Raw genomic sequence first — 13,770 nt, 5'->3', positions numbered from 1 at the left:
TGTCGGGGAAGATCAGGCCGTACGATTTTTGGTCCGACGCTCGGCAATAAAGGCCACCAGGAACACCGCCCCGATCAGGTCGAAAAAGCCCATCGCGATAAACAGCGGGTTGAAGCCAATGGTGTCAGCCGTGACGCCAATCAGCAGCGAAAACAGGAAGCTGGCTATCCAGGCAAAGGAGCCGCGCATACCGTTCACCGTCGCCATCTGCCCCTTGTCAAACGACTCCACCACCAGCGCGCTCAGCATGCAGGAGATCACCTGATGACCGAAGCCGCCAATGGAGATCAGGATGATGGTGATGTAGGGGTCTTTGGTGATCGCCACCAGCGCCAGCGACAGCATCAGGAAAGCACCGGTCACCGAGCTGGCGACCACAGAGTTAACCAGCGAGCAGCCAAACCAGCGAGTGTAGAGCCGGGTCAGATAGCCACTGGCTACGCTGCCCAAATCGGCGGCAAGAAAGGGGAGCCAGGCAAACATGGCGATCTGCTTGAGATCCATGCCACGCTCGCTCGCCAGATAGAGAGGCACCCAGAAGCTCAGCACTGCCCAGGCGGGTTCCGCCATAAAGGCCGGGATGGCGATACCGTAAAACCGTTTGTTTTTGCCCACCGTCTTCAGCGCGGTAAAGAAAGGCAGTTTTACTGCTTCCGGCTCATTATCCTGTTTGATAATCGCCAGCTCTTCTTTGCTCAGTCGCGGATGCGCTTCAGGGTTGTGGTAGAACAGCCACCAGAGCACCACCCATGACATAGCGAGGATGCCTGAGAAGAAGAAGGCCCTCTGCCAGCCCCAGTAGAGATGCGTGACATAGATAATCGGCGGGGCCAGCATCGCGCCGATGGAGAAGCCGACCCCAGCCCAGCCGGCAGCCACGGGACGTTCTTTTTGGAAACCATTCGCCAATGGTTTTGGCATTGGCTGGCGTGGCGGCGGCTTCCGCTGCGCCCATAAAAAAGCGCAGGAAGGCAAGATGTATCCAACTGCCCGCCCCGGCATGAAGCAGGCTCACTATCGCCCAGATACCGGCACAGATGGCGAAACCCAATTTAAGACCGATCACATCAATCAGCCAGCCACACAGAGGCTGGAACAGGGTGTAGGCCAACTGAAATGCCCCGACGATATAAGAATATTGTTCGGTGGTGATGCCCAGACTGCTTTTCAGCTCCGGGGCCAGAATACCCAGTGAATTACGCGTCAGGTAGTTGACCGTTACGCCCAGCAGAAACAGTACCAGTATCCACCAACGCAACTTCTTCACTTTCCGCTTACTACCCACCGCTTCTTGCACACTGTTTGCAGCCAGGCTCATCGCTTATCTCCTGTTGAAAGAGGTAACAGCGGGGGTCAGTTACGTCCTTATCAACCGCACGCCTGATCGACACCATCACCCTGGTTGCCCGCATCTTGCGGACAAGGTGAAAAAGTGGTCAACAGGAAAAGTGCAGATGGGTGATATCACTCACAACAATTGCCTAAATTGGTCGACCAAAGTCAAATAGTGGTGTTTTATGAGGGTTGCCGCGCTTACGACGTACAGTTAATGAGCGAAAGTGCGCATTCATCAGATAATTGGTCAACCAAATAATCCAGCGGTGGGGCAACAGGGAGCCAGGTCAATGAGCGCTTTTATGGGTGAAAATTTCTTATTACACAGCGAGGCCGCGCGGGAGCTTTATCATCACTATGCGCAGGAGATGCCAATCTTCGATTATCACTGCCATCTGAATCCGCAGGATATTGCTGAGGACCGCCAGTTTGCCAACCTTAGCCAGATCTGGCTGGAGGGGGATCACTATAAATGGCGTGCTTTGCGTGCGGCGGGCGTGGATGAATCGTTGATCACCGGCAACGGCAGCGACTATGACAAATATCTGGCCTGGGCGCAGACCGTGCCGAAAACGCTGGGCAATCCGTTGTATCACTGGACGCATCTGGAGCTGAAGCGCCCGTTTGGCGTTTCAGGTAAGTTATTCGGTCCGGAAACGGCAGAAACTATCTGGCACAGCACCAAAGAGCAGCTCGCAACCCCGGAATTTTCCGCGCGCGGAATAATGCGGCAGATGAAGGTGAAGATGGCAGGCACCACCGACGATCCGGTCAGTGACCTCCGCTACCATCGCCAGTTAGCCAACGATGCCACCTTCGACATCAGCGTGCTGCCAAGCTGGCGTCCTGACCGGGTCTTTAAAATTGAGCTGGAGGGATTTGCTGACTATCTGCGCCTGCTGGCGGAGGCGGCCGGATGCGACATCCACAACTGGGAAAGCCTGCTGGCCGCCCTGACGCAACGGCTGGATCACTTTGATGCTCATGGTTGCCGTGCGGCCGATCACGGCATAGAGGTGGTTCGCTTTGCGCCTGTGCCTTCGGAGGCCGCGCTGACGGGGCTGGTGCAGCGTCGTCTGCAGGGGCAGACGCTGGAGGAGTCAGAAGTGGCAGGATTCACTACTGCGGTGCTGGTGTGGTTAGGCCAACAGTATGCAAAACGTGGCTGGGTGATGCAGTACCATATCGGTGCGTTGAGAAATACTAACAGCCGGATGTTCAGGCTGGTGGGCGCAGACAGTGGATTTGACTCCATCGGCGATCGCACCTGGGCGCAGGAATTATCGCAGCTGCTGGATGCAATGGATCAGACTGACGAGCTGCCTAAAACTATCCTCTACTGCCTGAACCCGCGAGATAACGAGATGCTGGCCGCCATGACCGGCAATTTCCAGGGCGGCGGGATAGCCGGTAAGATCCAGTTTGGTTCCGGCTGGTGGTACAACGACCAGAAAGACGGGATGCAGCGCCAGCTTGAGCAACTCTCTCAGCTGGGGCTACTGAGTCAGTTTGTCGGCATGCTCACGGATTCAAGAAGCTTCCTCTCTTACACGCGTCATGAATACTTCCGCCGAATTCTTTGCAATATGCTGGGGAACTGGATGGAGCAGGGAGAAATCCCGCACGAGATGACATGGGTTGGGGAGATGGTGCAGAACATCAGCTTTAACAATGCCCGGCGGTATTTTGCTAAAAAGTGACCTGATACCCCGGAGATCTGGATCAACCTCCGGGGTATGCCATCAACTAACTGTTACGATTTCGGCAGCGCATAGGCGATAACGAAATTACCCCTTGGGGTGTGCATGAAATGGTGCCCCGTTGCAGTGATCGCGACAAACTCACGACCTCCCTGCTCGTACACCATAGGTGTTGCCTGAGCGCCTGCCGGTAACGGCACCGACCAGACGGTTTTTCCGGTGGTGATGTCGATGGCACGTAACAGGTTATCCGTTGCAGCGGCAATGAAAATCAGCCCTGATTTCGTGACCACTGAGCCTCCATTGTTTGGCGTGCCAATGTTAATAGGTAATCCCGTTGGCAAGCCGAAAGGTCCATTTTCACGCGCGGTTCCTAACGGGCGATCCCAGACAGTTCTGCCATCACGGATGTTGATGGCGCGGATGCCACCGTACGGCGGCTCTTTACAGAGCATCCCGGTAAACGGCAACTGCCAGCCCGCATTCACATTTACCGCAACGGGCACGCCCACTTCCGGATCGCCTGCACCTTCGGCATGTGCCTCCGCTACAGGATCGTTCAGGATGTCACGAGCCTTCCAGCCCATCGCTTCAGCTTCTTTGCGGGTGACCAGTTTGGTGTAATTCGGCATGTCATTGTAGTTAGCAATAATCAGGCCTCGTGCCGGATCAAATGCCACGCCACCCCAGTCGACACCGCCGTTATAGCCCGGATAGTCAATGCTGGGTTTATTCACATCCGGCGGCGTATACCGGCCACGATAATCGGCCTGAGCAAACTGAATACGACAGTACAACTGATCGACAGGCGTGAGGCCCCACATGTTCTCAGGTTTCAGCACAGGCTTCGCCATTGAGTTAAACAGCGAGTAAGGCTGGGTTTTGCTGCGTGCTTTCGGCTCAAAGCCCCCTTGTGGAGCCGGGCGCTCATCTACCGGGAACAGCGATTTCCCGGTTGCACGGTTCAGTATGTAAGTCTCACCGTTTTTGGTAGGGAAGATAATGGCAGGCACTTTCGTCCCCCCTGGCTGAGGATAATCCACCAGCGTTGGCGAGGCGCCCGGATCGTAGTCCCAGACATCATTGTGCGTATTCTGGAACGACCAGCGAGGTTTACCCGTTTCGATATCCAGTGCAGTCAGTGAAGGGGAATATTTGTTCTCGTCAGGCGTGCGGCTACTGGAGTAGTAATCCCCGGAGGCATTAGCCACAGGCAGATAGACAAGGCCCAGCTTGTCGTCACCGGTAAAGGAGGTCCATACATCTGGCGAGCCGCGTTTATAAAGGTCATTTCCCTTACGCGGCGCTGTGTTTTCAGGATCGGCAGCATCCCAGGCCCACTTAAGACGACCCGTTTTAACGTCGTAAGCTTTGGTCACGCCTGCCGGACCAAAAGCACGCTGCCCGTCAACGGTAGTGTGACCCACTACCAGCGTGTCGCGGATCACCGCAGGAGGGGAAGTAATAGCAACATAGCCATGATAAACCTTGCCCATATCTTCGGTGATGCTGACCTCGCCATTGCTGCCAAAGTCCTGGCAGCGTTTACCGCTCTGCGCATCCAGTTCAATTACGCGGGCATCAAGCGTGCCAACGATAATACGGCGTTCACAGGCAGCCGCTGTACTGGCTACAGACGTTTTCCCGTTTGAGGAAGCCGGAGCTGTGGCAGGATCCGCAGACGTGGGGGAGGCAGAAATGCCCGGGTCCTGATAGTAAGCCAGAGAGCGGCAGGAAGGAGTATAAGGCACGGATTCCGGCGTGATGCCCGGATCAAACTCCCACTGCTTCTTACCTGATGCAGCATCCAGAGCCACGACTTTATTCAGGTAGCCGCAGACATATAATATGTTGCCGATTTTCAGCGGGGTATTCTGAACACCCCAGCGGGTGTCTTTAGGCACATCACCCGCTTCGGCTTGCCAGGCCACCTGTAAGTTCTTCACGTTATCGGGCGTAATCTGAGTGGCAGACGAGTAACGATCAACAGCCTGATCCCCCCCATAAGCTGGCCAGTCTGTAGAAGGCAGGGCATGCCCCACACCGCTTCCCGTGTCAGCCATAAACGGATTATCCGCCCCGCCAGGGACATCCTTTGCCTCAGTGACATGATAAGGCACGAAAGCCAGCCCACCAGCGACCACAAAGGCCAGCACAAGGAGGCCGGAAACCGTGCGTGAAATACCCGGCGAAAGTCCCCGGTGTAAGGTCGGTAGTAAGAAAGAGAAAGCGATAGCAAAAATCAGCATCAGGGCGAAACGCGGTACCCATCCCCAGTAATCCAGGCCAGATTCGCTGATGGTCCAGATCAGGGTAAAAATGAACAACACGGCGAACCACAAAGTGGCCTTAGACGAACGTCGTGCGAGGCCGACCGCACTGATAATGCTGAAGATCCCTGCGATGATGTAATACCAGTTACCGCCCAGGGCAACCAGCCACGCCCCTCCTGCCAGGAGTGCAATGCCGAACACAGCCAGCACCACCGCGAGTAGCCACCGGCCCATTCTGGTAAAGGCTCTTTCTGAACTCATCATATTAACCCTTTATTGGAATATTGATTCCCACCCGGCAACCCTGCTCAGCCTCCCTGGGGGAAAGAGTGCAACAGACTCTTTGGTGCGACAGCCTGCCACTGATAAGGGGGATCCCTGAATCCTCCCCTCTTTACATATCTTGACGCAGAAAGGTAGCAAGAAGGTTAAAAAAAGATCTGATTTGTTCAATTAAATGAAAGAAGATGTTAATTTCAGGGGTGATTATAAGGCTGAGAAGCAAAACCCATGCAGTATGAAAGGGTATGAGTGAGCAGATTACGAGGAATGGAAAGGAATAAGGGCGGGAAAACCCGCCCTGAGGGCATTACTCCACGGTGACCGATTTCGCGAGGTTACGCGGCTGGTCAACATCCGTGCCCTTGATCAGCGCTACGTGATACGACAGCATCTGCAAAGGAACGGTGTAGAAGATGGGGGCAATGATATCTTCAACGTGTGGCAGCGGGATAATGCGCATCCCTTCTGAGTTGCTGAAGCCAGCATCCTGATCGGCAAACACATAGAGCAGGCCTCCACGCGCGCGGACTTCTTCAATGTTCGACTTCAGTTTTTCCAGCAGCTCGTTATTCGGCGCAACCACGATAACGGGCATATCGGCATCAATCAGCGCCAGAGGACCGTGCTTGAGCTCACCGGCCGCATAGGCTTCCGCGTGAATGTAAGAGATCTCTTTCAGCTTCAGCGCACCTTCCATCGCGATCGGGTACTGATCGCCACGGCCCAGGAACAGCGCATGATGCTTGTCGGAGAAATCTTCAGCCAGGGTTTCGATCAGCTTATCCTGAGAGAGCATCTGTTCGATACGGCTTGGCAGCGCCTGCAGACCATGCACAATGTCATGCTCAATCTGCGCGTCCATCCCTTTCAGGCGGCCGACTTTAGCCACCAGCATCAGCAACACGGTGAGCTGAGTAGTAAAAGCTTTAGTCGATGCCACACCGATTTCGGTGCCCGCTTTGGTCATCAGCGCCAGATCGGACTCACGCACCAGAGAGGAACCGGCTACGTTACAGATCGCCAGAGAGCCCAGGTAACCCAGCTCTTTGGACAAGCGCAATGCTGCCAGGGTATCAGCGGTTTCGCCAGACTGGGAAAGGGTAATCAGCAGACTGTTTTTGCGCACGGCGGATTTGCGGTAGCGGAACTCAGAAGCAATCTCCACGTCGCACGGGACGTTAGCCAGCGCTTCGAACCAGTAGCGTGACACCATACCGGAGTTGTAAGAGGTGCCGCAGGCCACAATCTGGATATGCTCAACCTGCTTCAGCAGCTCGTTAGCATTTGGACCCAGCTCAGAGAGATCCACTTCCCCGTGGCTGAAACGCCCACTCAGGGTGTTTTTGATCGCCTGCGGCTGCTCATAAATCTCTTTCTGCATGTAGTGACGGAACTGGCCTTTGTCGCCTGCATCGTACTGCACGGTGGATTCGATTTCACTGCGCTGCACTTTCTCGCCCTGACGATCAACAATGGTTACGTCACGGCGGGTGATTTCAGCGATATCGCCCTCTTCAAGGTAGATAAAGCGACGGGTAACCGGCAGCAGCGCCAGCTGATCGGAGGCGATGAAGTTCTCACCCACGCCACGGCCAATTACCAGCGGGCTGCCGGAACGGGCGGCCACCAGCACGGAAGGATCGCGGCTGTCCATAATGACCATGCCATACGCGCCGCGCAGCTGTGGAATAACGCGCTGTACCACTTCACGCAGCGTGCCGCCCTGCTGTTTCTGCTCCCAGTGGACCAGGTGCGCAACCACTTCGGTATCGGTTTCTGAGGCAAATTTGTAGCCACGTTCAGTCAGCAGCTCGCGCAGCGGTTCATAGTTTTCAATGATACCGTTGTGAACGACGATGATATGTTCTGAGATATGGGGATGCGCGTTAGCCTCAGAAGGCTCGCCGTGCGTTGCCCAGCGGGTGTGCGCAATTCCTGTCCCGCCCACCAGCGGATGGGTTTCCGCTGCTTCAGCCAGCATGGCTACTTTTCCTACACGACGCAGACGGGTCATTTCACCTGCTGCGGTCACCACGGCCACGCCAGCCGAGTCATAGCCCCGGTATTCGAGGCGGCGTAATCCTTCCAGCAGGATTTCGGCAATATCACGCTGCGCTACTGCACCAACAATTCCACACATAGTTATATTCCTGTAGTCATGATCGTGACGATCATTAACCTTGTCTTCTGACCTGATTAGTCCGGCCTGCGCCGGTTCCCCGAGCCTTTGTAGAGAGTGGGGATTATATTTTTAACAGCCTTTTTCGGGAGGGATGAGTCCCTCCTCGTAATAATCTGGGGGCAGCCTGAGCTGCCCTGGGCCTTACTTTTTCTTCACCGGACGCTGCCAGCCTGTTTTCAGGTTCTGGTCTTTGCGGTTGTACACCAACCCTTCAGCGGTGACGTCTTTCATCACCGTGGTGCCAGCGGCAATGGTCGCCCCGGCCGCTATGGTGACGGGTGCCACCAGCTGGGTATCTGAGCCGACAAACACATTATCGCCAATCACCGTCAGCGACTTGTTTACGCCATCATAGTTACAGGTGATGGTACCGGCCCCGATATTGACGTTGGCACCGATGCTGGCATCGCCCAGATAGCTGAGATGCCCGGCTTTAGAGCCTTTGCCCAACGAGGCCTTTTTCATTTCAACGAAGTTGCCGACGTGTGCGCCTTCGGCCAGTTGCGAACCCGGACGCAGACGGGCAAATGGCCCGATGGTGCAGGCTACCGCCAGCTCAGACTCTTCCACTACGCTGTAGGGGCTGATCTCGCAGTCATCGCCAATCACGCAGTTTTTCAGGATACAACCGCTGCCAATTTTCACCCGATCGCCCAGTTTTACCTGACCTTCGATAATCACATTGGTGTCGATCTCCACGTCCCGACCGTGGGTCAGTTCACCACGCAGATCGAAACGGGCAGGATCTTTTAGCATCACGCCAGCCAGCAGCAGTTTCTCAGCCTGTTCAGCCTGGTAGACTCGCTCCAGCGTGGCCAGTTGCAGACGGTTGTTTACGCCGTCGGTTTCTGTAGCGCGGGCAGGATGTACTGCGACCGTGGCACGGCCTTCCTGATGGGCAAGAGCAATGATATCGGTGATGTAATATTCGCCCTGAGCATTGTTGTTGGTCAGCTTGCTGAGCCAGCGCTTCAGGTCGGCACCGTTGGCCATCAGGATACCGGTATTGATTTCGGTAATGGCCAACTGGGCAGGTGAGGCATCTTTTTGCTCAATAATGCCTACTACGGAGCCATTCTCACGGATGATGCGGCCATAACCGGTTGGGTTATCCAGAATCACTGTCAGCAGGGCTATGCCACCTTCAGGCCTGGCATTTTTCAAACGTTGCAGGCTGTCGACAGAAATCAGCGGGACATCGCCATAGAGCATCAGGATATCTTCGTCGTCAGCAAAATGCGGCGCGGCCTGCTGCATGGCATGGCCGGTGCCCAACTGCTCTGCCTGCAATACCCAGTTCAGCGACGGGTCTGACAGGGAAGACTTCAGCAGGTCGCCCCCGTGGCCATAAACCAGATGGACATGGGCGGCACCGAGCTTGTTCGCGGCATCAATCACATGCTGCACCATTGGCTTTCCAGCCAGACGATGCAGGACTTTCGGCAGATCGGAATACATACGTGTCCCCTTGCCGGCAGCAAGGATCACCACGCTCATTGCGCTGTTAGACATAGACATCCTGAAATTCAGTTATTAAACGGAAGTAAAACGGAATAGCGGTGAAAATACTACATTATTCTCGGCAAAAAAAATGCCAGTCAGTTTCCTGACTGGCATTCTGCAGATTAAACCTGAGTTACATCGCTTTTTTGGTCAACTCGATCACACGCAGTTTGGCGATCGCTTTAGCCAGTTCAGCCGACGCGGTAGCAAAGTCCACATCGCCGTGAGAGCTGTTCATGTGCTCTTCGGCTTTGCGTTTCGCTTCCATCGCGCGGGCCTCATCGAGGTCGGCACCGCGAATCGCAGTATCAGCCAGCACGGTAACCGCGCCAGGCTGTACTTCCAGCAGGCCGCCGGAGAGATAAATATACTCTTCTTCGCCCTGCTGTTTAACGATGCGGATCATACCAGGTTTAATGGCGGTCAGCAGCGGGGCGTGACCAGGGTAAATCCCCAGCTCACCTTCGCTACCTGACACCTGGATTTTCTGTACAGTACCGGAGAACATCTGCAGTTCTGCGCTGACAACGTCCAGGTGATAAGTCATAGCCATGATTAACCTCCAGAGAAACCGTTATTACAGTTTCTTCGCTTTTTCCACGGCTTCTTCGATGGAACCTACCATGTAGAAAGCCTGCTCTGGCATATGGTCGAATTCACCTTCCATGATGCCTTTAAAGCCACGGATGGTATCTTTCAGCGACACATATTTGCCTGGAGAACCGGTGAAGACTTCTGCCACGAAGAAAGGCTGGGACAGGAAACGCTGCATCTTACGAGAGCGTGCTACCACCAGTTTGTCTTCTTCAGACAGTTCGTCCATACCGAGGATGGCGATGATGTCTTTCAGTTCCTGATAACGCTGCAGCAGGGACTGTACGCCACGTGCAGTGTCGTAGTGCTCCTGGCCAACAACCAGTGGATCCAGCTGACGGCTGGTAGAATCCAGTGGGTCAACCGCCGGGTAGATACCCAGGGAAGCAATCTGACGGCTCAGTACCACGGTTGCATCTAAGTGAGCAAAGGTGGTGGCTGGTGATGGGTCAGTCAAGTCATCCGCAGGAACGTAAACGGCCTGTACGGAAGTGATTGAACCGGTCTTGGTGGAGGTGATACGTTCCTGAAGAACGCCCATCTCTTCCGCCAGCGTTGGCTGATAACCTACCGCAGAAGGCATACGACCCAGCAGTGCTGATACTTCAGTACCGGCCAGGGTGTAACGGTAGATGTTATCGATGAACAGCAGTACGTCACGACCTTCGTCACGGAACTTCTCAGCCATGGTCAGACCGGTCAGCGCTACGCGCAGACGGTTTCCTGGTGGCTCGTTCATCTGGCCATAAACCAGAGAAACTTTATCGATAACGTTGGAGTCGGTCATCTCGTGGTAGAAGTCGTTACCCTCACGAGTACGCTCACCCACACCGGCAAATACGGAGAAACCTGAGTGCTCAGCCGCAATGTTACGGATCAGCTCCATCATGTTTACGGTTTTACCCACACCCGCACCACCGAACAGACCGACTTTACCGCCTTTAGCAAACGGACACATCAGGTCGATAACTTTGATACCGGTTTCCAGCAGCTCTTGCGAGTTTGACTGATCTTCGTAAGAAGGTGCTGCGCGGTGAATTGCCCAACGCTCTTCTTCGCCGATGTCGCCTTTCATGTCGATTGGCTCACCCAATACGTTCATGATACGGCCCAGCGTTGCCACGCCTACTGGCACTTCGATCGGGTGCTCAAGGTCAACCGTTTCCAGGCCGCGCTTCAGGCCATCGGAAGAACCCATGGCGATGGTACGAACCACGCCGCCACCCAGCTGCTGCTGAACTTCCAGCACCAGACGAGCATCACCATTTTTAACCTCAAGGGCGCTGTACACTTGTGGTACTGCGTCCTGAGGGAACTCGACGTCCACAACGGCGCCGATTACCTGGACAATCTTTCCAGTAGCCATCTTGAATCCTCTACCTAATTCGTTTATACCCCGCCCATTACACCGGGGCAGGGTATACCTGGTTAAACCGCGGAGGCCCCACCGACAATCTCGGTAAGTTCCTGGGTGATGCTGGCCTGACGAGCTTTGTTGTATACCAACTGCAGCTCTTTGATCAGGTTTCCGCCGTTGTCGGTCGCAGCTTTCATCGCCACCATACGTGCGGCCTGCTCGCTGGCCAGGTTTTCTACAACACCCTGGTAAACCTGAGACTCGACGTAGCGACGCAGTAATGTGTCCAGCAGCGCTTTCGGATCCGGCTCATACAGATAGTCCCAGGTGCTCTTCTTCACAACGCCTTCGCTTTCGTCTGCTGGCGGTAACGGCAGCAGCTGAACGATTTGTGGAGACTGGGACATGGTGTTGATAAATTTGTTGCTGACGATAAACAGCTTGTCGAGACGACCTTCGTCATAGGCTTGCAGCATCACTTTCACTGGGCCAATCAGATCGGACAGGGAAGGTTTATCCCCCATGCCGGTCACCTGGGCAACCACGTTGCCACCGACGGAGCTGAAGAATGACAAGCCTTTGGAACCGATAATCGCGAGATCGCTCTCAACGCCTTTATCAGACCAGCTCTTCATGTCTGCCAGCAATCTTTTGAACAGGTTAATGTTCAAACCACCACAAAGCCCGCGGTCGGTAGACACGACCAGGTAGCCGACGCGCTTAACGTCACGCTCTTCCAGGTAAGGGTGCTTGTACTCCAGATTACCTAACGCAATGTGACCAATCACTTTGCGCATGGTCTCTGCATAAGGACGGCTGGCTGCCATGCGTTCCTGCGATTTACGCATTTTGGAGGCGGCGACCATTTCCATCGCTTTGGTGATCTTTTGCGTGTTCTGGACGCTTCCGATCTTACTACGTATCTCTTTTGCGCCGGCCATAAGCTTCTCCTCAAAGCCTTGCGGCCTGCCCCCTAAGGGACAAGCCGCCAGACATTACCAGGACTGGGTTTTCTTAAACGTTTCGAGGAGGCCTTTCAGCTTCTCTTCGATTTCGCCGTTATAGTTACCAGCCTGGTTGATTTCAGCCATCAGCTCAGCGTGATCGCGATCCGCAAAAGCCAGCAGCGCCGCTTCGAAGCTACCGATTTTCGCCAGTTCGACGTCATTCAGGAAGCCACGCTCGGCCGCAAACAGCACCAGACCCTGCTGCGCTACGGACATCGGCGCATACTGTTTCTGTTTCAGAAGCTCGGTCACTTTCTGACCGTGGCTCAGCTGTTTACGGGTTGCTTCGTCCAGATCGGAGGCGAACTGAGAGAACGCTGCCAGTTCACGATACTGTGCCAGAGCGGTACGGATACCACCGGACAGTTTCTTGATGATCTTGGTCTGAGCAGCACCACCCACACGGGATACCGAAATACCCGGGTTAACTGCCGGACGAATACCGGAGTTAAACAGGTTAGTTTCCAGGAAGATCTGACCATCTGTAATCGAGATTACGTTGGTCGGAACGAACGCGGAAACGTCGCCAGCCTGAGTTTCGATGATCGGCAGAGCAGTCAGTGAACCTGTTTTACCTACAACTGCACCGTTAGTGAAACGCTCAACATAATCAGCGCTCACGCGGGAAGCACGTTCCAGCAGACGGGAGTGGAGATAGAACACGTCACCAGGGAAAGCTTCACGACCCGGTGGACGACGCAGCAGCAGAGAAACCTGACGGTAAGCAACAGCCTGTTTAGACAGGTCATCGTATACGATCAGTGCATCTTCACCGCGGTCACGGAAGTATTCACCCATTGCGCAACCGGCATACGGAGCCAGGTACTGCAGCGCAGCAGATTCAGAAGCGGTAGCCACAACCACGATGGTGTTAGCCAGCGCATTGTGCTCTTCCAGTTTGCGAACCACGTTAGCGATAGTCGACGCTTTCTGACCGATAGCGACGTACACACACTTGATGCCGGAATCACGCTGGTTGATGATCGCATCGATCGCCATCGCGGTTTTACCGGTCTGACGGTCACCGATGATCAGCTCACGCTGGCCACGGCCGATTGGAATCATCGCATCGACTGACTTGTAGCCAGTCTGTACAGGCTGGTCAACGGACTGGCGATCGATAACGCCTGGTGCAATCACTTCGATTGGCGAGAAGCCATCGTTGTCGATTGCGCCTTTACCGTCGATAGGTGCACCCAGGGTGTTCACCACGCGGCCTAACAGGCCACGACCAACTGGTACTTCAAGAATACGGCCAGTACACTTAACTTTCATGCCTTCGGCAAGGTCAGCGTAAGGACCCATCACTACTGCACCTACGGAGTCGCGCTCCAGGTTCAGTGCGATTGCGTAACGGTTACCCGGCAGTGCGAGCATCTCACCCTGCATAACATCGGCCAGGCCGTTTACGCGGATGATGCCGTCACTGACGGAAACAATGGTACCTTCATTGTGAGCTTCGCTCACCACATCAAACTGAGCAATGCGCTGCTTGATCAGTTCGCTGATTTCGGTGGAATTCAGTTGCATATGCTCC

8 protein-coding genes and 1 pseudogene are annotated in these 13,770 nt (G+C 54.8%); 1 reads left to right on the top strand and 8 read right to left on the bottom strand.

Translation table 11 applies throughout. The annotated features are described in order from the left end of the window. Positions 1-12: 12 nt before the first annotated feature. Positions 13-1,318, bottom strand: a pseudogene (locus VRC33_RS22180) (MFS transporter). A 307-nt stretch (positions 1,319-1,625) separates the two neighbouring features. On the opposite strand from VRC33_RS22180, the gene uxaC reads away from it, so the two are divergent. Then, entirely contained in the window at positions 1,626-3,035 is a 1,410-nt protein-coding gene (uxaC, locus tag VRC33_RS22175; RefSeq protein WP_338559535.1) for a glucuronate isomerase, read from the top strand. A gap of 53 nt (positions 3,036-3,088) precedes the next feature. Here uxaC and VRC33_RS22170 read toward each other — a convergent pair whose 3' ends face one another. The 7 genes from VRC33_RS22170 to atpA form a co-directional block, all read right to left on the bottom strand. Further along, the gene (locus VRC33_RS22170; RefSeq protein WP_338559533.1) at positions 3,089-5,572 is read right to left on the bottom strand and encodes a membrane-bound PQQ-dependent dehydrogenase, glucose/quinate/shikimate family; all 2,484 of its coding nucleotides are present in this window, start codon (positions 5,570-5,572) and stop codon (positions 3,089-3,091) included. A 325-nt stretch (positions 5,573-5,897) separates the two neighbouring features. After that, on the bottom strand, positions 5,898-7,730 hold the full coding sequence (gene glmS, locus VRC33_RS22165; RefSeq protein ID WP_338559531.1) for a glutamine--fructose-6-phosphate transaminase (isomerizing): 1,833 nt from the start codon (positions 7,728-7,730) through the stop codon (positions 5,898-5,900). A 183-nt stretch (positions 7,731-7,913) separates the two neighbouring features. Continuing rightward, on the bottom strand, positions 7,914-9,284 hold the full coding sequence (gene glmU / locus VRC33_RS22160; RefSeq protein ID WP_338559529.1) for a bifunctional UDP-N-acetylglucosamine diphosphorylase/glucosamine-1-phosphate N-acetyltransferase GlmU: 1,371 nt from the start codon (positions 9,282-9,284) through the stop codon (positions 7,914-7,916). 124 nt (positions 9,285-9,408) lie between these two features. Further along, positions 9,409-9,828 carry a F0F1 ATP synthase subunit epsilon gene (locus tag VRC33_RS22155; RefSeq protein ID WP_338559527.1) on the bottom strand — a complete coding sequence of 140 codons (420 nt, stop codon included), beginning with the start codon at positions 9,826-9,828 and terminating at the stop codon, positions 9,409-9,411. 24 nt (positions 9,829-9,852) lie between these two features. Next, positions 9,853-11,235: a F0F1 ATP synthase subunit beta gene (gene atpD, locus VRC33_RS22150; protein ID WP_013204587.1), complete on the bottom strand. Its 1,383-nt coding sequence runs from the start codon at positions 11,233-11,235 to the stop codon at positions 9,853-9,855. Between the two features lie 62 nt (positions 11,236-11,297). Then, entirely contained in the window at positions 11,298-12,167 is an 870-nt protein-coding gene (atpG, locus tag VRC33_RS22145; RefSeq protein ID WP_338559523.1) for a F0F1 ATP synthase subunit gamma, read from the bottom strand. Positions 12,168-12,221: 54 nt separating this feature from the next. Next, positions 12,222-13,763 carry a F0F1 ATP synthase subunit alpha gene (atpA, locus tag VRC33_RS22140; protein ID WP_338559521.1) on the bottom strand — a complete coding sequence of 514 codons (1,542 nt, stop codon included), beginning with the start codon at positions 13,761-13,763 and terminating at the stop codon, positions 12,222-12,224. Positions 13,764-13,770 lie beyond the last annotated feature (7 nt).

The organism is Erwinia sp. E_sp_B01_1, from assembly GCF_036865545.1.
Classification (GTDB): Bacteria; Pseudomonadota; Gammaproteobacteria; order Enterobacterales; family Enterobacteriaceae; genus Erwinia.
The sequence above is the reverse complement of the archived record's forward strand: the minus strand, read 5'-3'. Positions and strand labels throughout refer to the sequence as shown.

Excerpts from the sequence above, each read along its gene's own strand:
- VRC33_RS22155 (WP_338559527.1), bottom strand. The coding sequence starts at position 9,828 with ATGGCTATGACTTATCACCTGGACGTTGTCAGCGCAGAACTGCAGATG.
- uxaC (WP_338559535.1), top strand. The coding sequence starts at position 1,626 with ATGAGCGCTTTTATGGGTGAAAATTTCTTATTACACAGCGAGGCCGCG.
- VRC33_RS22170 (WP_338559533.1), bottom strand. The coding sequence starts at position 5,572 with ATGATGAGTTCAGAAAGAGCCTTTACCAGAATGGGCCGGTGGCTACTC.
- glmS (WP_338559531.1), bottom strand. The coding sequence starts at position 7,730 with ATGTGTGGAATTGTTGGTGCAGTAGCGCAGCGTGATATTGCCGAAATC.
- atpG (WP_338559523.1), bottom strand. The coding sequence starts at position 12,167 with ATGGCCGGCGCAAAAGAGATACGTAGTAAGATCGGAAGCGTCCAGAAC.
- glmU (WP_338559529.1), bottom strand. The coding sequence starts at position 9,284 with ATGTCTAACAGCGCAATGAGCGTGGTGATCCTTGCTGCCGGCAAGGGG.
- atpD (WP_013204587.1), bottom strand. The coding sequence starts at position 11,235 with ATGGCTACTGGAAAGATTGTCCAGGTAATCGGCGCCGTTGTGGACGTC.
- atpA (WP_338559521.1), bottom strand. The coding sequence starts at position 13,763 with ATGCAACTGAATTCCACCGAAATCAGCGAACTGATCAAGCAGCGCATT.